Here is a 25,482-nt window from a genome sequence, read left to right on the forward strand (position 1 = left end):
ATGTTACGATTATTAGACATAGAATTTCATAAGTTAAGGTACAGCCGGTCTGCAAAAATTCTGGTGTTTTCTTATTTTATTCTGCTAAGTTTTATCGCTTTGATCGCTTCAATAGAGTTCAATATAGGAAGTCTGGAATTCAGGGTTGCAGATCAGGGAATATTTAATTTCCCGTTTATTTGGCATTTCAACGCCTATATCGCGTCCTTTTTGAAATTATTCCTGGCGATAGTTATCGTCTCAATGATCTCCAATGAATATAGTAACCGTACTTTAAAACAGAATTTGATAGATGGTCTAAGTAAAAAGGAGTTCATTAGCTCAAAGTTTCTTACTGTACTGGTTTTTTCCATAGCCTCTACTCTTTTCTTGTTTTTTCTGTCTCTTATCCTCGGGTTCTCTTTTTCAGATTATACCGAAGCTTCCATCATATTTTCAAACTTGGAATATTTGCTTGCCTATTTTATAAATCTCACCGGTTTTTTTGCTTTCTGTATGTTCGCAGGAATGCTTATCAAAAGATCTGCTTTTGCCCTGGGATTTATTTTTATATGGTGGGTTTTGGAAAATGTGGCTTACGGAATCATGAAATGGCGCCTGTTCCGTGATTCAGAAGTCGCCGATAAAATTGCCGCTTTTTTTCCTTTAGAAGCCATGAGCAAGCTTCTTGTAGAACCTTTTAGCCGACTTGGAGCCGTCCAAATGGCAGCCACCCAAATGGGCTCTGATATTGAAAAAGATTATGCGGTACACTTCACCAATATTCTAATTGTGGTTGTTTGGACGGTAATTTTTGTCTTTCTATCGTATAAATTATTAAAGAAGCGGGATTTATAATACATTGGGGAACACAACATTAAAATGAAGTCTTCCCTATATTTGCTGTTTATTATTTCTCTGGTGTTTTTCCAGCCGGTCATGGCTCAACGGGAAGCGGCCAACTGGTATTTTGGTGACCGGGCCGGGCTTGATTTCAACTCTGGCGTGCCTGTAAGTCAAACCGGGAATCTTCAAACCGTAGAAGGATGTGCCACTATTTCAGACCGATTAGGGAACTTGCTCTTTTATACCGATGGAATCCAGGTTTATGATCGCCAGCATAATAGGATGCCTAATGGCTATGGCCTTAAAGGGAATGTTTCCAGCACACAATCAGCTATTATTATTCCCAAACCAGCAAATCCCGGCAAATATTACATATTCACGGTAGATAAACCAGATTATTACCAAATAGAAGACGATCCCATAGAAGGTGTTAACTATACCGAGATAGATATGTCACTAAACAACGGATTTGGAGATGTAGTCTCAGGGAGAAAAAATATTCACCTTATCACTTATAATCCTAATGATGCTACCGAAAATGAATTTAAAAATTCAGAAAAAATTTCTTCAGTAAACCACGCAGATGGAAGCTCATTTTGGGTAGTTACCCAGTTCATAGATCAGTTTTTTGCATTCAAGGTGAGTGCCCAGGGGGTGAATAACACTCCGGTAGTTTCTACAACCCCAAATTCGGTTCCTCCCAGGCTGGATGAAAACAATATAAATGTCACGGCAATTGGTTATCTCAAGATCTCTCCTGATGCAAAGATGATAGCTTCTGTAAATAGCTCTACTGCCCTGGGCAGTCCCCGTACCGGCACAAAAAAATCGGGAAAAGTATTTTTATACCAATTTGATAATTTAACCGGGAGAGTTAGTAATGAACAGGTTTTACTGGTAGACTCCTATCCTTATGGAGTAGAATTCTCTCCAAAATCAACCAAGCTATATGTTACCGCAAATAACTATAATGAGAAAGATGTTTTATTAAACAGCGATCTTTACCAGTTTGACCTGGAAAGCAACAATATTGCTAACTCCCGTAAGACTGTAGCCAGAACCAATAATGTCGCCGGAGCGCTTCAACTGGCAATAGACGGAAGGATCTACCGCGCCGGTTATCCTGTTTTTGAACAGAGACACCGATTTATGTCTGTTATAAAGAACCCGGAAGCTGCAATTAATTCCGTTAATTACGATCACAATAGTATTGAAATAAGACCCGGCGTGGTTAAACTTGGGCTTCCTCCATTTATACAATCACTGTTTCTTACCAATTTTGATTTTAAAAACCTTTGTCTTGGTGATACCACCGAATTTTTTATTACCAGTGATGAACCTTTTGATTCGGTTAGTTGGGATTTTGGAGACGGAAATTTCTCCAATTCTGAAGCCCCTAAACATACTTACGCTTCCCCGGGAAGTTATGTGGTAAGCTTAACCAAGTATATAGATGGTGAAGCTCTGGATCCTATCCGAAAGGAAATTTTCATCGCTGAAGTTCCCGCTATAAGAGGCAAATATGAACTGGTACAATGCGATTCAGGAGAAGATACTAAGGATGGGATTGCGATCTTTAATCTTCAGCAGGCTAAAGCCCCTTTAACTTACGACAATCCTAATACCCAGGCATTCTTTTATGAAGATTACCAAACCGCGGTGAACGATACCTTAAACCAACTGGCCATTGATGATTTTTACACAAACCAAAGGCCTGGACAAGTAGTCTACGCTAAGATCAATCAATTCAACTCGGAGTGTTTTGATATTGCTGAAGTCACTTTAAAAACAAAACCAACCATTGATATGTCTCCGTCTCCCGCACAAGGTTGTGACCTGGGGGATGGAACAGCTGAATTTAATCTGGAAAGAATACGCCAGAACATTATTGCTGACCTGAATTTACCTGCCGGAATTGACATAAGCTTCCATCAGGATGAAGACGAAGCGGCAATAGGTCAGAATCCCCTGCCTAATTTACATATTTCTAAAGCGGGAACCTTATACCTGCGTGCCGATCATCAAAACATTTGTTACGGTTTTGGTAGTATGGAGATGGAAGTCAATCCATTTCCTGAAGTTGAACAGATAACCGAATTAAATGTGTGTGCTTCAGCATTTCCTTTGGAAATTTTCCCGAATATAAGCCTTCCTGATAAAGCAGATTTTAGTTTTTACTGGGAGGATGGAAACATCGGTGAAACCCTGACTATAAATGGGCCAGGCATTTATTCTGTAGAGATTATTGATAACAATATTGGATGTGGAAGAACCGTGTCTTTTGAAGTTGCCGAGCTCTCCAGCCCATCAATCCAGGATATCGAAATTGAAAGTCAGGGAGACAAAAGTACGCTTAGGGTAATTTACACTTCAGACACTCCCACTTCCTTTTCTTTGGATGACATTAACGGCCCTTTTCAGGACAGTCCTGAATTCCGGAATGTACCAGGTGGCCCCCACGTGGTTTATGCCAAAAACACCGATAATTGTGGAATTGTGCTAAAAGAGGTCCTGGTTTTTGGGTTTCCAAGGTTTTTCACTCCCAACAATGATGGATACAACGATAGCTGGAAACCATATCAGATTCAGGACCCTCAATATCGCATTAAAAGCATCCATATTTTTGACCGCTACGGAAAACTGATAAAGGAGCTTGACCCGGATGGGATTGGTTGGGACGGGACTTATAATGGCAGCGATATGCCTTCAGATGATTATTGGTTTAAGATCAGTCTTGAAAACGGCCGGGAATTCAAGGATCACTTTAGCCTGAAACGGGAAAGAAAATAGCATTTTCTGAGTTTAAAAGGTATGATAATTGCGTGTGTCGAAGAGCTATAGCTAAAGAAATTTATGAAATTCAATATACAATCTGATTACAAACCAACCGGAGACCAACCGGAAGCCATACGCCAACTGGTAGAAGGAATTAACAAGAATGACCGTTACCAAACGCTTCTTGGCGTGACCGGATCGGGTAAAACGTTTAGCATGGCCAATGTGGTGCAGGAGGTTCAAAAACCAACCCTGGTTCTTGCCCACAACAAAACCCTGGCCGCCCAGCTTTATTCAGAATTCAAGCAGTTTTTCCCCGATAACGCGGTAGAGTATTTTGTTAGTTATTATGATTATTATCAGCCAGAAGCTTTTATTCCTTCTTCGGGCACGTATATAGAAAAAGATCTTTCGATCAATGAAGAGATCGAGAAACTTCGCCTAAGTACTACTTCCTCACTATTAAGCGGAAGAAGAGATGTACTGGTAGTAGCTTCGGTATCCTGTTTGTATGGTATCGGGAACCCGGTGGAGTTTCGCAAAAACGTGGTTTCTATTGAAAGGGATATGAATATTTCCCGCACAAAATTATTGCATCAGTTGGTACAAAGCCTGTATTCCCGGACAGAAGCTGAATTCTCCCATGGAAATTTCAGAATAAAAGGAGATACCGTAGATGTTTACCCGAGTTATGCGGATAATGCTTTCAGAATACATTTTTTTGGGGATGAGATTGAAGAAATTGAGGCTTTCGATCCCGGCACCAATGACGTGATAGAGAAATATGAACGCCTGAATATATATCCCGCAAATATGTTTGTGACTTCACCCGATGTGTTACAAGGTGCGATTCATCAGATTCAGGATGACCTGGTTAAACAAGTAGATTACTTCAGGGATATTGGAAAGCACCTGGAAGCCAAGCGTCTAGATGAGAGAACAAATTTCGACCTCGAAATGATTCGGGAATTGGGGTATTGTTCCGGGATTGAAAATTATTCAAGGTATTTGGACGGTAGGAAGCCCGGTACACGCCCTTTCTGTCTTTTAGATTATTTCCCCGATGATTATTTAATGGTAGTAGACGAAAGTCACGTAACTATTCCACAGGTACATGCGATGTATGGTGGGGACCGTTCCCGAAAGGAAACCCTGGTAGATTATGGGTTTAGACTGCCGGCAGCGATGGATAACAGACCATTAAAATTTGAAGAATTTGAAGCTTTGCAAAATCAGGTGGTTTACGTTAGTGCCACGCCCGCCGATTACGAACTTCAGAAATCTGAAGGGGTTTATGTGGAACAGGTAATACGTCCCACCGGGTTGCTGGATCCGGTAATTGAAGTGCGGCCAAGTTTAAATCAAATCGATGATCTGGTTGAGGAAATTCATGTACGTGTAGAAAAAGATGAGCGCATCCTGGTAACCACGCTAACCAAACGAATGGCAGAGGAGCTAACAAAATATTTAACCCGAATCGATATCCGCTGTCGTTATATACACTCTGATGTTGATACCCTGGAGCGGGTAGAAATTATGCAGGATCTGAGAAAAGGTATTTTTGATGTCCTGATTGGAGTTAACCTTCTTCGGGAGGGTCTGGACCTTCCGGAAGTTTCCCTGGTCGCCATAATAGATGCTGATAAAGAAGGTTTTCTTCGCAGTAATCGTTCTCTAACCCAAACCGTTGGCCGTGCTGCCCGGCACGTAGAAGGAAAGGCAATTCTATATGCTGATAAAATAACTGACAGTATGCAAAAAACCATAGAACAAACCAATTACCGCCGGGAAAAACAAATTGCGTACAACAAGAAACATAATATCACCCCTACCCCGCTGGTTAAAAAGATAGATAGTGCTTTGGTAAAGCAGAAGCTAGATGTATATGATTATGAAAAACCAATAACCACAAAGGCTGCCGAAGCAGAAATGGCCTATCTTACCAAACCTCAGCTGGACAAAAAAATAAAGGAAAAACGCAAGGCTATGGAGACCGCGGCTAAAGACCTTGATTTTATGGAAGCCGCCAGATTAAGAGATGAAATAAAAGCTTTACAGGAAAAAGCAAAGGAAAAGGCCTGATCCAGTAGGGGTTTTCAAGTAAATTTCGTTTTTTAAAAAGCGGTTTTGGATTTTAGTCTATTTTTAAATTCTCCATAGCACTTTAGCGAACTTTTCAAATCCTAAACAAAATGAAAAGTACGCTTCTGTTTTTTCTGGTTTTTTCGCCAGTTTTGATTTTTTCCCAAGTGGGAGTGGGTACCACAACCCCGGACGCACAGTTGGATATCGTAGCCTCAAATCCTTCTAATCCGGAGAATATTGACGGACTTTTAATCCCAAGAATCAACAATTTTCCAGCTGTCAATCCGGGTGCAGCCCAACACGGGATGTTAATCTACCTCAATAACAATCTCCCGAAATTTCCTGTAGGTTTTTATTACTGGCATAATCAGGATGCCGAATGGAAATCCATTGTAGCAGATGCTAAGGCTGCTAATTTCTATAAAGAAAATACCCTCGAGAGTCCGGGAAACGTGGACGATCCAATTTTCAGAAAAGGAAATATCGGAATAGGAACCGAACAAATTGTTAGCAAACTTCAAATCGCCATTAATCCCGGGGTGGACCTGGATATAAAAAAAGGAATTGAAGTGGTAAACAGCAATTCGGAAGATACGCGAAATACCTATGGCATAGAAGTCAAAAACAGCAGTAAAACCAATGCGATTAAATATGGGATAAAAAATCATGTAACAGGTGATGGAGGCGGAATACGATATGGTATTTATAATACAACCTCTCAAGGCCTCAATACCACAGATATTTATGGAATCTATAATTCGGTAGGAAGGACAGAGGGTGCCAATAGTCATAATTATGGTATTTATACCGAAATAGGAGAAGCATCCGGGAGGGGTAATATCTATGGAATTTATGCAAAAGCCCTGGGAAATAGCAGTTCTGAGGTTTATGCAGGTTATTTTGAAGGTAAGGTTGGCATTGGAAGTAATCCTACTAACTTTTATGTTTTACCTGATATTCGGGGTACTGAAGGCCAGGTATTAATGGCTGAAAATAACGGAGAAGTTAAATGGAAAAATAGTGGGCACAAAGTTTACTCTTCCACTACAAGCTCAACGGGAAACTACAATATACCTGATGAAACATATACCTTAAGAATTAATAATAACGTTTCAGGTATCAACATTCCAGATGCTTCCACAAATAAGGGCAGAATAATTATTTTAATTAACTGGCCCGGCAACGCGACTAAAAATTTAAATTTTAAATCAGGTGATAATCTTTTGGATATAAAATCTAATACCCTGATAAACCAAATTAACTCCAATGAGGTGTTTACTATTCAAAGTGCTGGTAACCGATGGCTACTCCTATATAAGTAAGTGAAAAATCTACTTTTCTAATCGAATTCTTACATCCACGGCAGTCACGTCATTTTCAGTAGCCATAAGAGGATTGAGATCTAATTCTGCAATTTCCGGTATGGCGCCAAGCAACTTCGATATTTTTACAATAATATCCGCAAACAATTGGATATTAATACCGTTTTGACCTCTTACTCCTTTTAATATTGGATAAGCTTTCAGATCAGAGATCATTTTAAGAGCATCCTGATCTGCGACAGGAGTCATTACAGCGCTTACATCTTTTAAAACCTCAACAAAAATACCTCCCAGCCCACATAAAATAACGTGCGGATAATTGGTTTCCTTTTTGGCTCCAATAAAAAGCTCCATTCCTTTTATCATGGGTTGAACCAGAACAGATAAAGCCCCATCAATTTGCATCAAGTTATAGAAACCGTCATATAATTCGGTTTCATTAGAAACATTTAAGATAACGCCACCAACATCAGACTTGTGCAAAGGCCCTTCAACTTTAAGTACTACAGGGTAGGCAACTGATTTTGAAACAGTATGAAGTTCCGTTTTATTCTTAACATGAAACGGAGTGGCGAAATTTACTCCTGCGTAATTCAACAATTTAATAGCTGATTCTGTTGGCATGTAAGCATTAGGCAGCCCGTCTACCAGTTTCCTTGCCTCTTGTAAAAATTTAAAGTCGGTATCCCCATTAATATCATCAAACAATGGCCGATTCATTACCTTAGCTAGGGCATTTCCGAATAAAACCTCATCAGAAAAGGCTATATTTCCTTTCTTTAAAAACTGCTTAATCTCATTTTTTACATTCACCACTGAGGGCAGGATGGCATAGACCGGTTTTTCAGATTTCTTGATTTTATCATTTAGCACTTCGTAGACATCATCTACGCCACTTAAACCCGGACTCCCAAAAATAACCGCAATAGCATCAATTTCAGAAGATTTTTCACAGAATTCAAGAATGGCATCTAATTGCTGGGCATTGCCAGTTGCTAAAAAATCAATTGGATTAGAAACCGAAGACCCATCAAATAATTGGCTTAATAAAGCTTCAGTTTCCTTACCTTCTAACTTAGGGATATTTATTCCGTTTTTAGACAATACATCTGTAAGCATAACCGCCGGTCCTCCGGCATGAGTGATGATTGCTATATTTTTTCCTTTACTTTCTCTCTGCAAAAGAATTCCGGCAACAGTGATAAGTTCATTCCTACCATAGCAACGTATTATTCCCGCTTTTTTTAACAGGGTATCTATAAAAACATCTGAATTGGCTATAGCACCGGTATGGGAGGAAGCAGCTCTATTTCCTGCTTCAGAACTACCGGCTTTTATAGCCGCTATTTTACAGCCTTTGCGTATTAAGGAAGTTGTATGTTTTAAAAACTTAAGAGGGTTCTTTATGCTCTCAATATACAGTAGCTTAACCTTTGAACTTAAATCTTTGTCAAAAGACTCATCTAAATATTCCAAAACTTCCTCCACTCCTATCTGAGCACTGTTACCCACGGTATAAATACTGGAAAAGCTAAGCCCTGTATCTTTTGCGGCTTCAATGGTAAAAACGGCGGTTGCACCTGAACCTGAGACAAAATCAACTCCTTTATCGTCAAGTTTAGGGATAGGAGTAGTAAAAACTCCGGTATAGTATTTATTAATCAATCCAATATTATTGGGTCCTAATAAACTCCCACCTGTATCATTGATTAATTTAACAATGTCTTTTTCTAATAGTTCCCCACTTCGATCCTTTTCACTAAAACCTGCTGAAAAAATGATAAAGCCTTTTGTGTTTTTGTATTGGGTGAGAACTTTAACAGCATCATAAACATATTTTGCTGAGATCGCAATTATAGCTAAATCTACTTCGGGAATATCATTGATATTATTATAAGAGATTAAACCCTGAACAATATCCTTTTTTGGGTTTACTACAAATAATTCTCCTTTAAATTTATGATCGATTAAATTTTTAAGGACTCTCCCACCGGGACTATGTATATTATCAGACCCTCCAACAACAACGATACTTTTCGGATTAATTAATTTTGAATGAAGCATAAAAGACAAGAAATTTAATACTTGTAAAGTAAAATATTAAAAAAGGCTTTTTAGCTGATCGTCATCACAATTTGTTTAAATAAATTTTTGTTGCTTTGAAAAGATAGTTAAATCATAAGGATATGTATGCATTTTCAAACGCGGTTAATTCTATGCATTCTGAAGACATCAAGCAATTAATGAAACAGGCTTCCGGAAAAAGCATGATTTCATTTGCCGGTGGGATGCCCAACAATGACTTGTTTCCATTAAAACAAATTGATGTTATTTACAATTCTCTTCCTGAAGAAATTAAAAAATTATGTTTTCAATACGGACCAACCTCAGGGTATCCTCCTTTGGTCAAATCCCTTGAAAACTATTTGGAAAACAAAGGCTTAGAAATAGGTGATAATAGAATTTTAATCACCACCGGTTCTCTTCAGGCCATTTCCATTATTACTCAGGAATTCGTAAACGAGGGAGATATTATACTGACAGAAAACCCCAGTTTTGTCGGAGCTTTATCTGTTTTTGAAACTTTTGGAGCCGAGATACATAGTATCCCTATTAACAAAGATGGTATAGACATACAAGCCTTAAAAGATAAAATCACTTCCTTAAACAGAACACCAAAGTTTCTATACGTTACACCGAATTATCATAATCCGGCTGGTATCATTTACACCCCGGAAAGAAAAAAAGAGCTTCTGGAAGTCCTGTCAGGCACGGGAATAATCTTATTGGAGGATGATGCATATAGTGATTTGTTTTTTAAAGTTGAGGAAAAACATTTAACCAGGTCCATGAAATCATTTGGGGTGAAGGATGTTGAAATAATTTATACAGGTTCATTTTCCAAAATACTTGGTCCGGGCTTTAGATTAGGTTATATGTTATCTTCTGAGGAAATTTTCGAAAAAGCAGAATCGGTAAAACAAGCATTGGATGCCTGCACTTCTAATTTCATGCAAATTTTAGCAAATGAATTTTTAGCTCAAAATATGCTGGATCCTTATTTAAAATTTCTGAGAAGCGAATATTCCGAACGCAAAAACCTGTTACAAAAACATCTTGAAACCTATATGCCGAAAGAAATTACCTGGAATGAACCGAAAGGAGGTTTCTATATCTGGCTTAAATTACCGGAGCATATAAAATCAACAGATATATTCAAAGAAACCCTTAAGGAAGGGGTGGTATTCGTTACGGGGAGAACCTTCGATCCAGACAGTAAAAAGGATGATAGATTACGTCTATCTTATTCAAATATGCCGAAAAACAGTATAGAGAAAGGGGTAATCATACTCTCCAAAGCCATAAAAAAGGTACTCGAAAATTCTGAAGTCACCCTTAAATAAACCAGTATGCTGGATACATTTTCATTTTAGTAGTTAAATCCACTGGATTGGCTAGATGAAAACCCTATACTAATAGAGATAGGTGGGGTTTATTTTTTACCCCATTTACTCCCTTGCAGCTAGATTCATAAATTCTTGAGCAACTCTTTTACCTTCAAAAAATGCTTCCTGGTTTAACTTGATAATCCTTTCACTTTTATGTTGAAATAACTTTGTAATAGCTGCCAACAAACTTTCTTCCGATAATGGTAAAATAGTAGAAGCAGCTCCCAGTAAAACCATATTTGCAACTTTTGAATTCCCAATAGATTTTGCAATTTCAGTAGCATTTACGATGATATTCTTAGGATGCTTTTTTATTTGGTCAAACAAATCGTTTTTATCAGGGTAGTTGGCAGTATTAATAAATGGTTCTGAATCTGTTACAAGCCAGCCATCTTCTGACAAAAAGTGCAAATACCTTAATAGTTCCATTGGCTCTACCGAAAGAATTAAATCGGCTTTTCCTTCAGGGATTAAGTCAGAGAATATTTCTTTATCAGATATCCGAACATGAGATTGCACCGCGCCTCCGCGCTGGCTCATCCCGTGAACTTCTGATTGTTTAATGAACAAGTTTTCGCTTAAAGCCGCTGTATCTAAAACCGCAGCAATGGTTAGAATACCCTGACCACCAACACCTGATAATATAATATTTGTTTTCATCTGTTTAAACTTAAATGTTTTTACTTAGTTAAGAGAGAATGCCCAGCCCGAAAGAAACTTTACACTCTGTTTACTTTAATTTAGGGATGCAATTTTGGCTTTTATCTCCTTTTTTTGTTCCCTGGACAACCTAACACAAGGTCTTTCAGAAATAATAACCGAAACGCCTTTATATTTTAATTCGTTTCGCAACACTTCTGCATTGTGCTCATGGTTCTTCTTTAAAGGCACAATAGTTTTCAGGTGCTCTGGATCAACTCCAATTCCCAGACAAATCTTATGCAATCTCCCCACAGCAGTTGATTCCTGGGCTCCAGTCATAGCAATTGCAGAGTTATCTGAAATAATAACAGTTATGGGGGAATTTTCATACACAGCATCCAAAAGCCCGGTCATTCCGGAATGGGTAAAAGTTGAATCGCCAATAACTGCAATGGCATTCTCCAGGCCTGCATCAGCAGCACCTTTAGCCATTGTAATAGAGGCTCCCATATCGATAAGGGCATTAATGGTATTTAAAGGCGGCAAAGCACCAAGTGCGTAACAACCAATATCTCCAAAAACACTTTTGTTTCCAATATCGGCGACCACTTCATTAATAGTATTAAATAGATCTGTATGGCCACAACCTTCGCAAAGCTGTGGAGGCCTTGCAGTAACTACAGAGGGAATAGGTTTAGCAATTCCTTCCTTAAGGCCTAATAATTTACCAACAATAGAAGGATTAAGCTCCCCTGTTCGTGGAAGATTACCGGATATTTTTCCTTTAATCTTATCGTTTTCATCAAAATAATTGTGCAATAACTCTTCAACCACCGGGTAACCTTCTTCTATAACCAGGATTTGCTCGCAATGCCGGTATAAAGTTTTTATTTTTTCTTTGGGTAAAGGATACTGTGACACCTTTAAGACAGAATATGAGGTTTCATCTTCCCCAATATTTTCCATCACGTAGTTATAGGCTATTCCACACGCGATAATCCCTATCCCATTTTGGTCCCCTAGTTTTAGTTTATTTAATTCAGATTTTTCAGAAAGTTCTATTAAGGTTTCCTGTTTATCAATTAATAAATCAAACTGCTTTCTAGCATTCATAGGAAGCAAAGCAAAGCGTGAAGTATCTAATGGTAAATTTATATCGTTTTGATGATGTCTTTGCTTAACATCTATTCCTGCACGGGAATGCGATAAACGGGTAACCATTCTGAATAACACAGGTAATTTTAATTTCTCAGAGAGGTCAAAAGCATACAACATAAGGTCATAAGCTTCTTGCTGATTTGATGGCTCTAATGTTGGAATCATCGCAAATTTTCCATAAAACCGCGAATCCTGTTCATTCTGAGATGAGTGCATAGAAGGGTCATCGGCTACTACGACCACCAGTCCGCCATTTATTCCGGAAACAGCCATATTCATAAAAACATCTGAAGCCACATTTAAACCAACATGCTTCATTACTACCATAGATCTCTTACCAACATAAGACATTCCTAAAGCAGCTTCCATGGCTGTTTTTTCGTTAACAGACCAGGTGGTATGTATCTTTAATTCCTTAGCAAGTTTCGAATTTTGAATATATTCTGTTATTTCAGTTGAAGGTGTGCCAGGATAGGCATAAACACCCGACAAACCCGCATCAATACTACCTTGAGCAAGTGCTTCATTACCTAATAGTAAACTTTTCATCTGTGATTTTTTTTATGAGACGGACGAAATACGGTGATAATCATAGCTGTGATTTTTTAATTCTTAACAGGCATTTCATAAAATACTCTAAGTTCTAAAAACTAATTTAAAAGTATCGTGAGTAATTAGGTATGACGGAGGTCATACTATAAGGATATTCAAGTGTATTTTCGATTTAAAATAAGTTTAAAACTTCAAAACACCGGTAAATATCTTTCTAAATCAAAACCCCTGGCCTCCTTAAAACAACAAACCCCATAGAAATTCTATGGGGTTTAAATAATAGATAAACTAATTATTACTTAATCTCAATCATTCTTTTCGCTTGTACCTTAGCTTCTTCTCTTTTTGGCAGACCGATAAACAAAACTCCATCTCTGTAAGAGGCAGAAATCTTTTCAGTATCTACGCTCTCCGGCAAACTAAAGGCGCGCTTAAAGTTGCCGTAGCTAAACTCTCTCCTAGTGTATCTTCCATTCTTTTCTGAAGATTCCTTTTCTTTTTTCTCTTCAGAGGAAATTGTCAACACATCATTATCAAGTTCGATATTGAAATCGGCTTTGGTTTTTCCGGGTGCGGCTACCTCAACGGTAAATCCTTCATCATCTTCCTGGATGTTCACTGCAGGAATACTGGTCCCAATACTGTTAACATTAGTGGTACCTCCTAACCAATCGGTTTTAAACATATCGTCAAAAACCGAAGGCAACCAATTGGTCTCATCTCTTTTAATTAAACTCATAGCTTTTATATTTTTTGTTGAACATTTTATTTTCTGAATTGTAATTAGCAAATTAAATTCCAATAGAAAAATAATGACTATTTGTCTTTATTAGTGCTGTTCTCACTGCCTTTTTGACGCATTCACTTAAATGGGAATTAATTAACTTAGACCAAACTTTTCTAAAATGAATAAACTCTGGTCGAAACTCATTGGTGCTTTCAACTCCTTAAAAAGCAAAATCGCATTCTACCCCAGTCTGTTTGCAGCGATTGGTTTCTTTATGGCTTTCCTGTTAATCTATGCTGAGAACCGCGGAATCTCAGCATATCTTATGGATAATTTCCCCAGCCTTGTGGTTAATGACGGCGATACTGCATTAACCATTTTGAGCGCCTGTATTACGGGACTAATCTCTATGATGGTCTTTAGTTTTTCCATGGTTATGGTTTTGCTAAATCAGGCTTCTACCAATTATTCTCCCCGACTCCTACCGGGGCTTATCTCCAACAAAAAACACCAGGTTATTTTGGGGGTTTATCTGGCAACAATTCTTTATTGCATTTTTATAGCGGTGTCAATTCAACCTAAAGGTGAAGAGTACCAGGTCCCGGGATTTTCGGTTTTGGTGGGCATTATCTTTACCGTGATCTGTATGTGGGCCTTCATTTATTTCATTCATACAATTTCACAAAATATTCAGATCAATAATATTCTTGATAAAATTTATAAATCAGCAAAAACCCGATTAAAATTTCTAATTGAAGATCCTGCAGATAACGAAAAGAATTTCCCGGATAGCACAGACTGGTCAGAATTCTACGCTGAAAAAAGCGGATACTTTCAGAATCTTCATCTCGAAAATTTAAAAGCGATTTGCGACAAAAAAGAGATTAACCTTCATATTCTTCCGGTCAAGGGAGTCTTTGTTTTAAAAGGTATCCCTTTGTTAAAAACATCCAGGAAAATAGATGAGGCCACATTTCAGGAAATACGCCAAACGGTTGTTTATTCCAGAGATGAACTGGTTTCCCGAAATTATGCGCTTGCATTCAAACAAATAACCGAGATCATTGTGAAAGCAATGTCCCCGGGAATCAATGATCCCGGTACAGCAATGAATGGAATAGATTATTTAACAGAACTATGGGCGATGCGAATGCAAAAAAATGATTACAGTGTGCATATCACAGAGAAAAACAATAAAATTAAAATAGATGTTATAAGTTTTGAAGAGTTAATGTATAATGTCATGGCTTCCCTTCGCACTTATTGCAAAGAGGATATTACAATCGTTCAAAAACTTATGCAGATGTTTCGGTATTTAAAAACCCAGGAAAGTGTCAACCCCGGATTTTATGATGTTATAGACAAAGAGGCTAAAACATTATTAGTAGATGCGTTTCAAAGCATCACCAACCCTGCGGATCAGGAATTACTAAAAAACCTTTCTGAAAAATTAAATTTGAATACTTAACAGGTTGAATTCGGAAAAGTTTAATTTTGCAGGATGGGATTAACAAACAACGATATTTTTAAGAAATTAAGAGTAGCTCATAAATTACGCGATGATGATATTGTGAAAATTTGTGCGCTTGTAGACTTTAAGGTGACAAAAAGCGAAATTGGAGCTATTTTCCGCAGTGAAGATCATCCAAAATATATGGAGTGTGGAGACCAGTTCCTCCGAAACTTCCTTAACGGTCTCATTATTCATCTTCGTGGACCAATGCCCGAAAAGAAACCTAAAAAGAAACAAAATTAAACTAAAAACCTCCTTCAAATTGAAGGAGGTTTTTAGTTTACATAAACGGGATTGCTTACCGCACCAGTTTTTTATACTTAATTCGTTTTGGCATTGTATCACCACCCAGGCGTTTCTTCTTGTTCTCTTCATAATCAGAGAAACTACCTTCAAAGAAATAAACCTGAGAATTCCCTTCAAAAGCAAGAATATGGGTACATACTCTATCCAGGAACCATCTATCGTGAGAGATCACCACGGCACAACCTGCAAAATTCTCCAAACCTTCTTCCAAAGCCCGAAGCGTATTTACATCCAGGTCGTTGGTAGGCTCATCAAGCAGGAGAACGTTACCTTCTTCTTTTAAAGTCATCGCTAAATGAAGTCGGTTTCTTTCACCACCGGAGAGCATGTTCACCTTTTTGTTTTGCTCACTTCCACTAAAGTTAAATCGGCTTAAATAAGCTCTGGAATTCACCTGACGGCCACCCATCATAATAAGTTCCTGTTCATCACTAAAGTTCTGCCAGATTGTTTTTTCAGGTTCAATATTGGAATGCGCCTGGTCCACGTAAGCGATCTTTGCGGTTTCTCCAACCTCAAAAGTTCCTTTGTCGGGTTTTTCCTCTCCTATAATCATTTTAAAGATTGTGGTTTTACCCGCTCCGTTAGGACCAATGATCCCAACAATCCCGGCCTGGGGTAGATTGAAATTCAAATCTTCATAGAGCAATTTATCACCAAAAGCTTTACTTACACCTTTCGCTTCGATCACATTATTACCAAGACGCGGACCGTTTGGAATGTATATTTCCAGCTTCTCATCTGCCTGTTTTTGATCCTGGCTAAGGAGTTTATCGTAGTTATTAAGTCTTGCTTTTTGTTTAGCCTGCCTCCCTTTGGGGTTCATCCTGGCCCATTCCAATTCTCGTTCAAGCGTTTTTTGGCGCTTGCTAGCCTGTTTTTGCTCCTGGGCTAAACGCTTCGATTTTTGATCCAGCCAGGAAGAGTAATTCCCTTTCCAAGGTATCCCTTCTCCTCTATCCAGTTCAAGAATCCAGCCTGCCACATTATCAAGAAAATATCTATCGTGAGTTACGGCGATCACGGTACCTTTATACTGTGCCAGGTGATGTTCCAACCAATGTACCGATTCGGCATCAAGATGGTTGGTAGGCTCATCCAGCAGTAAAATATCGGGTTCCTGCAGTAAAAGCCGACATAAAGCCACCCTTCTTCTTTCTCCTCCCGAAAGCACGCTTATAGGTTTATCAGGCTCCGGAGTACGTAGCGCATCCATTGCAATCTCCAGCTTAGTATCGAGTTCCCACGCATTGCTGGCATCTATCCTGTCCTGAAGCACTGCCTGCTTATCCATTAGCTTCTGCATCTTATCGGCATCTTCATAAACCTCAGGTAAACCAAACATATCATTGATCTTATTGTACTCGTCAAGGATCTCCACAGTCTCAGCAACGCCTTCCTTCACAATCTCAAGAACTGTTTTATCTTCATCGAGTTGAGGTTCCTGTTCGAGGTACCCTACCGAATACCCCGGTGAGAATACCACATCTCCCTGGTAATTTTTGTCTTCCCCGGCAATTATGCGAAGCAAAGTAGATTTCCCCGAGCCGTTAAGACCTAAAATCCCAATTTTTGCACCATAAAAGAAACTTAAATATATATTTTTCAAAACCGGAGTGTTCGCATTTTTATACGTTTTAGTCACTCCAGACATTGAAAAGATTACTTTTTTATCGTCTGACATAATAATTTGTTTTTAATAGATTGAACTTCAGAAGCTTAATTTCTGAAGAAATGCAAATATCATAAAATAACTTTAGAAAATTAATCCTTTTTATGCTGAATAAACACCGAGCAGTCTGGAAATAATCAGAAGCTGGCCTGTATGATAAGCGGTGTGTTCTACTACCAGCATGGCCTCCCGCAACAAACTCTGATCTTTAGCATTTTTCACCGGAGATAGCAGGTCATTACTTTCCTCCAAAATAAAAGAAGCAAATTCTTCACGTTCCTTAAAATAATCTGATTTAATTTTTTTCCAGGTCACCTCATTTTCAGGAGCTGTGGCACCAGGCCAGTAGTCATCAGGCCAATTCGGGGTTTTATAACTATCGGCAGTACAAAATTCCAGAATATCCTTCTGAGCATATTTGATATGATAGAAGATTTCATAAAATGAATAAGGTAATTCTGAAGGGCGTTCACCCAAAATTTCGAAAGGAACCTTATCAACAAGCTCATCTATGGGCATAAAGGCTTCCCCTCCCCGAAGATGATTGATTAGTTGTTGCCGGTATTCTGGTGAATTCATTTTAAACCCTTCCTTTTAGCGCGTTAAAAGCCCAGGAAATAGCAAAAAACCCAATGCCTGCCACCGAAAAACCTATGGCGTAATCTATATATTTTAGCACACCCAGCAGTATCAGGGCCGCACCTATTATAAACATTATAAAGGAGGCCCATCCGAAGATGGTATTTTTATTCATTCCCATAAACTATTCTTTAGTGTAAATATCGGATTTTTTTGAGTATAATTTAGAGTTTAAAAATACCACCTATTTTGTATTTTAGCCAAAATAGAGACAACATTTAAATTAAAATCTGAAATTTTAATAAGGAATAATCCATTTACTTCAGAAAAAAGATAATATGAATATGACCTTTAATAAGAATGAAGACCATAATAAACTCCTGGTATCTTCATTAAACCATAAATTAAAACGAGTTAAACTTGGAGGTGGTGAAAAGCGCATAGAAAAACATCATGCAAAAGGAAAAATGACTGCCAGAGAACGCATAGATTTCCTCCTGGATGATCCCAATAAATCTATAGAAATAGGTGCATTTGCAGGAGATGGGATGTATGAGGAACACGGGGGCTGCCCTTCAGGAGGAGTGGTTGTAAAAATAGGTTATGTTTCTGAAAAACAATGTATAATTGTGGCCAACGATGCCACGGTAAAAGCAGGTGCCTGGTTCCCTATAACGGGAAAAAAGAATCTTCGAGCCCAGGAAATCGCCATAGAAAATCGTCTTCCTATAATTTATCTTGTAGATAGTGCGGGGGTTTATCTTCCCATGCAGGATGAGATCTTCCCGGATAAGGAACACTTTGGAAGGATTTTTAGAAATAATGCCGTGATGAGCTCCATGGGAATCACCCAGATCGCTGCGGTAATGGGCAGTTGTGTAGCCGGTGGTGCTTATCTACCCATTATGAGCGATGAAGCACTTATTGTGGAAAAAACCGGAAGTATCTTTCTTGCCGGGAGTTACCTCGTGAAGGCTGCCATAGGCGAATCTGTAGATAATGAAACCCTGGGGGGAGCAACCACGCATTCTGAAATAAGTGGAGTCACGGATTACAAAGCAAAAGACGATAAAGATGCCCTTACCCGTATTAAAAACATCATGGATAAGATTGGGGATTTCGACAAAGCCGGTTTCAGCCATAAAAAAGGTGTAAAGCCAAAAGAAAAACCTGAAGATATCTACGGAATTCTTCCCAAAAAACGCAGTGACCAATATGATGTGCGGGAAATTATTTCCCGCCTGGTAGATGGCTCAGACTTTGAAGAGTATAAAGAAGGCTACGGACAAACCATCATAACCGGCTATGCCAGGATTGATGGCTGGGCCGTAGGCATTGTTGCCAATCAACGAAAAGTTGTAAAAACCAAGAAAGGCGAAATGCAGTTTGGCGGGGTGATTTATTCAGATTCGGCCGATAAGGCTACACGTTTTATTGCTAACTGTAATCAGAAAAAAATTCCTTTAGTATTCCTTCAGGATGTAACCGGATTTATGGTAGGTAGTAAAAGCGAACACGGCGGAATTATAAAAGATGGCGCTAAAATGGTGAACGCAGTAAGTAATTCGGTAGTTCCGAAATTTACTATCATTATGGGAAATTCTTACGGTGCCGGGAATTACGCTATGTGCGGAAAGGCATACGATCCACGACTTATAGTAGCCTGGCCAAGTGCCGAACTGGCCGTGATGGGAGGAACACAAGCAGCAAAGGTACTAGCCCAAATTGAAACCGCGGCTCTGGAGAAAAAAGGAGAGAAAGTTGATGAGGAAAAGGAAAAAGAAGTTTTTGAAAAGATCAAATCCCGGTACGACGAGCAAACCTCTCCCTATTATGCGGCCGCCCGCTTATGGACAGACGCAGTGATAGATCCTTTAGACACCAGAAAGTGGATCTCCATGGGAATTGAAGCTGCCAACCACGCTCCTATTGAGAAGGATTTTAATATGGGGGTTATCCAGACCTAAAATCACTTAAATCCCAAATAGAGAAATTTTAAAGTATATATGAAAAAAATAATTCTATTTCTGGCTGTGTTAATTACAGCTGCCAATGTCTCATGTGCCCAGGTCTTAACCAATAAAGAAGGAGGGTACACTCAAGCCGATTCGCTTCGTGGCTCCCTAAGGCCGGAGCGAGCTTTCGATGTTCAGAAATATCATTTAAAACTAAGGGTTTTACCTGATAAAGAATTTATTTCTGGATCTAATACAATTAGTTTTATTGCTGAAGAAGAACTCTCTACAATTCAAATTGATCTCTTTGAAAATATGAAAATAGATTCTATCCTTCAGAATGAGGAGACTTTGGATTATGAACGAAAACATAATGCGGTATTTATTGAATTGAATCAAAGGATAGGTGCCGGGGTGAAAGGTGAAATTGAGTTCTATTACTCGGGGCATCCTATTGTAGCAAAAAATGCTCCCTGGGATGGCGGATTTGTTTGGGATGAGGATGAAGATGGGAATCCCTGGGTTGGAGTAGCTGTACAGGGAACCGGGGCCAGCCTTTGGTACCCCAACAAAGATCATCAAAGTGACGAACCGGAAGAAGTTCAGCTGGATATTGCAGTTCCCAACGGACTAATGAACGTTTCTAACGGGCAGTTTTTAGGCGAGGAAAATTTAGGTGATGGTTTTACCGAGTGGAGCTGGAAAACCGTAAACCCAATCAATAATTATAACGTAATGATAAACATTGCGAATTATGAACATTTTTCAGATTCCTATAAAGATCTGCAACTCGATTATTATGTTTTGCCCTACAACCTGGAAAAAGCCAAAAAGCAGTTTGAAGAGGTTAAGCCCATGATGGATTGTTTTTATGAGAAATTTGGGGAATATCCTTTTGTAGATGATGGTTTTAAGCTGGTGGAAACTCCATATCTGGGAATGGAACATCAAAGTGCAGTAGCCTACGGGAATGAATATAAAATGGGCTACCTGGGCAATGATCTTTCGGGAACAGGGATAGGCTTGAAATGGGATTTCATCATTATTCACGAATCGGGACACGAATGGTATGGCAACAGTATAACCGCTAACGATATTGCCGATATGTGGATCCACGAGGGATTCACATCTTATTCTGAAGCCGTTTATATTGAATGTCGCTGGGGAAAAGAAGAAGCGCTTGAATATCTTAAAGGCACAAGAAAAGGAATTGGTAATTCTACAACTATAATCGGGGATTATGGTGTGAATAGTGAAGGTTCTGGCGATATGTACCCTAAAGGAGCTAATTTATTAAATATGATTAGAAGTATCTATGACGACGATGAGCTATGGTGGAAAACCTTAAAAGATTACACCGAAACCTATAAACACCAAACTATAGTTACAGAGCAAACTGAAGCATTTTTTAATGAGCCTGTGAAGGTAGACCTACAACCTGTTTTTGATCAATATTTACGTTATACCGACCTACCAGAACTTCAGTTTAAAAAAGAAAATGAGAGAGTGGGTTATCGCTGGCAAGCCGACGTTGAAGAGTTTACAATGCCGGTTGATATTTTTATTGATGGTACCGAAAAGAGAATCTTTCCCACTGAAAGCTGGCAGTTTTTTGATCCGGAAGTGGAGGATCTGGATGATATAAGAGTAAACGACCTTGAGTTTTATATTGATTCTTCTTTTATAGAATAAGTTACAATTTCTACGTTTATACCTAACCTGCAGAACTTTTATTTTTGCAGGTTTTTTTTGACTTATTTTTAGAAAACTTATCCTGTTACACTGCTGTATATCAATGTTCCTTGCTCGTTAAATTTATTCTAATCCTGTAAAATCCCCCTGTTTTTCTGGAAATTATTAGTAACTTATTTTAAAGTAATCATTAGGTAGTATTAAAAATTGATAACGTTTATTAATAAAAGATATAAGAGATGTCGGAAATTAAAAACCTGAATTTTGGAGCTGTAATTTTAGACATGGATGGAGTGATTACAAAAACTGCAAGAGTTCATGCCAAGGCATGGAAAAAAATGTTTGATGAATTTTTAGAGAAAAGAGAAGGAGAAAGTTTCCGGCCATTGGACATCAAAATTGACTACAACAAATACATAGATGGCATTCCACGACTGGACGGAATCAGGGGTTTCTTAAAATCTCGTAATATCAACATCCCGGAAGGAAACCCAGATGATGAACCTGGAAAAAACACAGTTCACGGATTGGGCAAAAGAAAGAACAATATCTTTATGGATGTTGTTGAAAAGGATGGAGTTCAGGTTTATGACGATGCCGCGGAAATGATTAAAAAGTGGAAAAAAGAGAATATAAAACTTGCCGTAATCTCTTCCAGTCAAAACTGTAAATACATCATGCAAAAAACAGGCCTTGAAGATAAGTTTAAGGTAAGAGTAGATGGAAATACATTAAAAGAAGAACACTTAAGAGGAAAACCGGAACCGGATATGTTTCTAAAAGCCTCTGAATATCTCCAGGTAAAGCCTGAAGATACTATCATAATAGAAGATGCCATCCAGGGTGTACAAGCAGGAAAAAAAGGAAACTTTGCTTATGTAGTTGGGGTGTCAAGAAATGGCAAAGAAAAATCATTAGAGAAGGCCGGTGCAGATATAGTAGTTAATAAACTCACAGAACTTTTATACCAGGATAAAAAAAACCCGGAGACCCTCCCCAATGCCCTCGAAGAAATTGAGGACCTATTCGAAAAAAAAGGGAACAGGAAGATCACCATTTTTCTCGATTATGACGGCACCTTGACCCCTATTGTTTCAGATCCCGATGCCGCAGAATTGCCGGATGATAACAGGAAAATTATCACCGGGCTTTCTAATATTACTCCCGTAGCGATCATCAGCGGACGTGATCTCAAAGATCTAAAATCAAAGATTAAAATAGACACTGTTATTTATGCCGGAAGTCATGGCTTTGATATTACAGGTCCTAAAGGCTTGCAAATGGTACATGAATCTGAAAAAGAAGTTACTCCTGCCCTCGACGAAGCTGAAAAACATTTAAAAGAACAGCTACAAAATATCCAGGGGGTAAAAATCGAAAGAAAAAAATTCGCTATTGCCGTTCACTACAGGAATGTAGAAAAAGAAAATATTCAGGAAATAAAAGATGTAGTTCAGAAAGAAGCCGATCGTCTGGAAATATTAAAAATCGGCAGCGGGAAGAAGATCCGTGAACTCAAGCCGAATATAGATTGGAACAAAGGTTATGCATTAGATTGGCTTACTGAAAAACTAGGCTGGGACAAGAAAAAATATCTTCGAATATATCTGGGTGATGATATTACTGATGAGGACGGATTTGAGGTGATCAAAAAAGATGGTATCGGAATCCTGGTAGGTACACATGGTGAAAAAACTTCAGCTTCTTTAGCACTTCGTAATACTAAAGAAGTGACCAGTTTTCTTCAACATTTAGAAGAAAAGATTAGATAAAATAGGCAGAAAAAAAAGAATTATGGCGCCTTTTCGTATTACCTATAATGAATGGAAACCAGAGGAACAAAAACTCCGGGAGGCTCTTTGTACTTTAGGTAACGGCTATATTGGCTCCAGAGGTGCGGCTGAAGAAAATTCCAACAACAGCTTCAATTACCCCGGAACTTATCTTGCTGGAGGATACAACCGGGCAAAAACAAAAATTGCAGACAGAAATATTGAAAATGAAGACCTGGTGAATTTCCCCAACTGGCTCTGCCTTAGTTTCAGACCGGAGGGAGGGGAATGGTTAAATCTCGAGAATGTAGAAATACTTGAATACCGGCAGGTTCTGGACATGAAAAAAGGCACGCTGGAACGAATTTTCAAAATTAAAGATCCAGATGGCAGAATAACTTCTATTCACAGCCGCCGCCTTGTAAGTATGAAAGATATGCATCTGGCTGCTATACAATGGCATTTTACTCCTCAAAACTGGAGCGGGAATTTGGAAATACGCACAGCTCTGGACGGTACTGTTAAAAATGATAATGTTGCCCGATACAAGGAACTGGAAGGGCATCATCTGGATCCTGTAAACACGGAGGTATTCAATCAAAATAGCATGCTTTTACAGGTCCAGACAAAACAATCGAAAATTATAATGGCCCAGGCAGCCAGAACCCAGATTTATTCCAGGCAGAAAATCGTAAAAAGTGATATTACCTCACATCAAAAAGATGGATATATAGAGCAGGTTTTTCATTTTCCAGCTAAAGAAGGAAAAAAATACGTGGTTGAAAAGATCGTGGCTATTTATACCAACCGCGACAGAGCCATCACCGAACCATCCCTTGAAGCCTGTAATGATATTAGCCGGGTGAAAAGATTCAAACATTTACTAAATAGGCAAGAAGAAATATATAGGTTTTTGTGGCACCGTTCGGACATAGGAATAATTGGTAGTAAAAAAATTCAACAATTAGCACGCCTACATATTTTTCACAGTCTGCAAACCATTTCTCCAAACACGATAAGCCTTGATGCAGGAGTGCCATCCAGGGGCTTGCATGGGGAAGCTTACAGAGGCCATATTTTTTGGGATGAGCTTTATATTTATCCTTTTCTGAACCTGAGGTTTCCTGAAATCACCAGAAGTTTACTGATGTATCGTTATTACAGGCTGGATGAAGCCCGTTATGCCGCCACCCAGAAAGGTTACAAAGGTGCTATGTTTCCATGGCAAAGTGGAAGCAACGGAAGGGAAGAAAGCCAAATAATACATTTGAATCCCGAATCGGGGAATTGGATCCCCGATAACACCCATTTACAAAGACATGTAAATTCAGCTATTGCCTTTAATATCTGGAATTATTATGTAGCCTCAGATGACAAACTTTTCCTTTCCTATTTTGGAGCAGAAATGTTCCTGAGCATCGCTTTATTCTGGGCTAGTAAAGCTAAGTATAATGAGGAGCGGGATCGTTATGAAATTCACGGAGTGGTTGGGCCCGACGAGTACCACACCTCCTATCCAGATTCTGAGGAACAAGGCCTAAAAAACAATGCTTATACAAATATAATGGCAGCTTGGGTGCTACAAAAAGCTTTAGAGATTCTGGAACTTATTGAGAAAAGCCGAAAACGTGAATTGCTCCGGGTTCTGGGTATCGATGATGCAGAGTTTTCTTTGTGGCAGGACATCAGTAAAAAAATGTACGTCCCCTTTATCAAAGATGGTATTATCAATCAATTTGAAGGTTATGAAAAGCTTCAGGAGTTTCCGTGGAAGGATTACCAGAATAAATATGATGATATACAACGCCTGGACAGGATCCTTGAAAAAGAAGGAGACACCCCAAACAACTATAAGGCTAGTAAACAGGCAGATGTCCTCATGCTTTTTTACCTGTTCACTCAGGAGGAATTAAAAAATATTCTTGAAAATCTGGGGTATGAATTTCAGGAAGAGATGATCAACAGAAACATTGAATATTACAGCGAACGCACTTCTCATGGATCTACGCTTAGCCGATTGGTTTTTTCCTGGATCCAGTCAAAATACGACAAAGCAAAATCCTGGAAGAATTTTGAAACACTCATTATCAGTGATTTTGAAGACATTCAGGGCGGGACTACACCAGAGGGAATTCATCTGGGAGCGATGGCAGGATCATTAGACCTTATTCAACGCAATTTTGCAGGACTTGCTGTATGCGATGATGCTTTATGGATAAATCCAAGCGTGCCTGACGGTATTAAACAGATTTCTATGCGCATTAATTACAAAAAGCACTGGATCTATGTCTCAGTGCAACATGAAAAGATAAAAATTTCCTTTGAAGAAGGCTGGAGCAATGAAGTGAATATTGGGGTTCTTAATAAAATATATAAATTCAAAATTGGAGAAGTTAGGGAGTTTTCTCTCTTGCCACAATCCTAAACCCCTGAAGATAAAATTCACATCTTTTTTCAA

At 38.7% G+C, this 25,482-nt stretch carries 18 protein-coding genes; 11 read left to right on the forward strand and 7 right to left on the reverse strand.

Features of this window, described 5'->3' with window-relative positions:
* The 4 genes from VIM94_RS07950 to VIM94_RS07965 all read left to right on the forward strand — a co-directional run bounded on the left by VIM94_RS07950 (position 1) and on the right by VIM94_RS07965 (position 7,007).
* Positions 1–837, forward strand: a complete 837-nt coding sequence (locus tag VIM94_RS07950) for an ABC transporter permease (RefSeq protein WP_332038759.1) — start codon at positions 1–3, stop codon at positions 835–837.
* A 24-nt stretch (positions 838–861) separates the two neighbouring features.
* Positions 862–3,615: a T9SS type B sorting domain-containing protein gene (locus tag VIM94_RS07955; RefSeq protein ID WP_332038760.1), complete on the forward strand. Its 2,754-nt coding sequence runs from the start codon at positions 862–864 to the stop codon at positions 3,613–3,615.
* Positions 3,616–3,678: 63 nt separating this feature from the next.
* Positions 3,679–5,682 carry an excinuclease ABC subunit UvrB gene (gene uvrB, locus VIM94_RS07960; protein WP_332038761.1) on the forward strand — a complete coding sequence of 668 codons (2,004 nt, stop codon included), beginning with the start codon at positions 3,679–3,681 and terminating at the stop codon, positions 5,680–5,682.
* Between the two features lie 110 nt (positions 5,683–5,792).
* Entirely contained in the window at positions 5,793–7,007 is a 1,215-nt protein-coding gene (locus tag VIM94_RS07965; protein WP_332038762.1) for a hypothetical protein, read from the forward strand.
* Positions 7,008–7,016: 9 nt separating this feature from the next.
* On the opposite strand, the gene VIM94_RS07970 is transcribed toward VIM94_RS07965, so the two are convergent.
* Positions 7,017–9,071 carry an acetate--CoA ligase family protein gene (locus VIM94_RS07970; RefSeq protein WP_332038763.1) on the reverse strand — a complete coding sequence of 685 codons (2,055 nt, stop codon included), beginning with the start codon at positions 9,069–9,071 and terminating at the stop codon, positions 7,017–7,019.
* Between the two features lie 122 nt (positions 9,072–9,193).
* Here VIM94_RS07970 and VIM94_RS07975 point away from each other — a divergent pair, with 122 nt between their 5' ends.
* Positions 9,194–10,411, forward strand: coding sequence for a PLP-dependent aminotransferase family protein (locus VIM94_RS07975; RefSeq protein ID WP_332038764.1), 1,218 nt, complete (start codon positions 9,194–9,196; stop codon positions 10,409–10,411).
* A 105-nt stretch (positions 10,412–10,516) separates the two neighbouring features.
* Here VIM94_RS07975 and VIM94_RS07980 read toward each other — a convergent pair whose 3' ends face one another.
* From VIM94_RS07980 to VIM94_RS07990, 3 genes are all read right to left on the reverse strand, one after another.
* Positions 10,517–11,116 (reverse strand): indolepyruvate oxidoreductase subunit beta, encoded by a 600-nt coding sequence (locus VIM94_RS07980; protein ID WP_332038765.1) that lies wholly within the window; start codon positions 11,114–11,116, stop codon positions 10,517–10,519.
* Positions 11,117–11,191: 75 nt separating this feature from the next.
* Entirely contained in the window at positions 11,192–12,805 is a 1,614-nt protein-coding gene (locus VIM94_RS07985; RefSeq protein ID WP_332038766.1) for a thiamine pyrophosphate-dependent enzyme, read from the reverse strand.
* A 298-nt stretch (positions 12,806–13,103) separates the two neighbouring features.
* Positions 13,104–13,547 carry an Hsp20/alpha crystallin family protein gene (locus tag VIM94_RS07990; RefSeq protein WP_332038767.1) on the reverse strand — a complete coding sequence of 148 codons (444 nt, stop codon included), beginning with the start codon at positions 13,545–13,547 and terminating at the stop codon, positions 13,104–13,106.
* Positions 13,548–13,713: 166 nt separating this feature from the next.
* Here VIM94_RS07990 and VIM94_RS07995 point away from each other — a divergent pair, with 166 nt between their 5' ends.
* On the forward strand, positions 13,714–15,003 hold the full coding sequence (locus VIM94_RS07995; RefSeq protein ID WP_332038768.1) for a DUF2254 domain-containing protein: 1,290 nt from the start codon (positions 13,714–13,716) through the stop codon (positions 15,001–15,003).
* 33 nt (positions 15,004–15,036) lie between these two features.
* On the forward strand, positions 15,037–15,291 hold the full coding sequence (locus VIM94_RS08000; RefSeq protein ID WP_332038769.1) for a DUF1456 family protein: 255 nt from the start codon (positions 15,037–15,039) through the stop codon (positions 15,289–15,291).
* A 55-nt stretch (positions 15,292–15,346) separates the two neighbouring features.
* On the opposite strand, the gene ettA is transcribed toward VIM94_RS08000, so the two are convergent.
* The 3 genes from ettA to VIM94_RS08015 form a co-directional block, all read right to left on the reverse strand.
* On the reverse strand, positions 15,347–17,038 hold the full coding sequence (gene ettA / locus VIM94_RS08005) for an energy-dependent translational throttle protein EttA (RefSeq protein WP_332038770.1): 1,692 nt from the start codon (positions 17,036–17,038) through the stop codon (positions 15,347–15,349).
* A gap of 90 nt (positions 17,039–17,128) precedes the next feature.
* Positions 17,129–17,605 (reverse strand): DinB family protein, encoded by a 477-nt coding sequence (locus VIM94_RS08010; protein ID WP_332038771.1) that lies wholly within the window; start codon positions 17,603–17,605, stop codon positions 17,129–17,131.
* A gap of 1 nt (position 17,606) precedes the next feature.
* Positions 17,607–17,786, reverse strand: a complete 180-nt coding sequence (locus tag VIM94_RS08015; RefSeq protein ID WP_332038772.1) for a CAL67264 family membrane protein — start codon at positions 17,784–17,786, stop codon at positions 17,607–17,609.
* Between the two features lie 157 nt (positions 17,787–17,943).
* Here VIM94_RS08015 and VIM94_RS08020 point away from each other — a divergent pair, with 157 nt between their 5' ends.
* The 4 genes from VIM94_RS08020 (at position 17,944) to VIM94_RS08035 (ending at position 25,449) form a co-directional block, all read left to right on the forward strand.
* Positions 17,944–19,572 carry an acyl-CoA carboxylase subunit beta gene (locus VIM94_RS08020; protein WP_332038774.1) on the forward strand — a complete coding sequence of 543 codons (1,629 nt, stop codon included), beginning with the start codon at positions 17,944–17,946 and terminating at the stop codon, positions 19,570–19,572.
* Between the two features lie 39 nt (positions 19,573–19,611).
* Positions 19,612–21,252 (forward strand): M1 family metallopeptidase, encoded by a 1,641-nt coding sequence (locus tag VIM94_RS08025; protein WP_332038775.1) that lies wholly within the window; start codon positions 19,612–19,614, stop codon positions 21,250–21,252.
* Positions 21,253–21,491: 239 nt separating this feature from the next.
* A complete protein-coding gene (gene otsB, locus VIM94_RS08030) occupies positions 21,492–23,024 on the forward strand; it encodes a trehalose-phosphatase (RefSeq protein ID WP_332038776.1) in 1,533 nt (510 codons plus the stop codon).
* A gap of 22 nt (positions 23,025–23,046) precedes the next feature.
* A complete protein-coding gene (locus tag VIM94_RS08035; RefSeq protein ID WP_332038777.1) occupies positions 23,047–25,449 on the forward strand; it encodes a glycoside hydrolase family 65 protein in 2,403 nt (800 codons plus the stop codon).
* Positions 25,450–25,482: the final 33 nt, after the last annotated feature.

Origin of the sequence: Salegentibacter sp., from assembly GCF_036568425.1 — a bacterium.
Lineage (GTDB): Bacteria > Bacteroidota > Bacteroidia > Flavobacteriales > Flavobacteriaceae > Salegentibacter.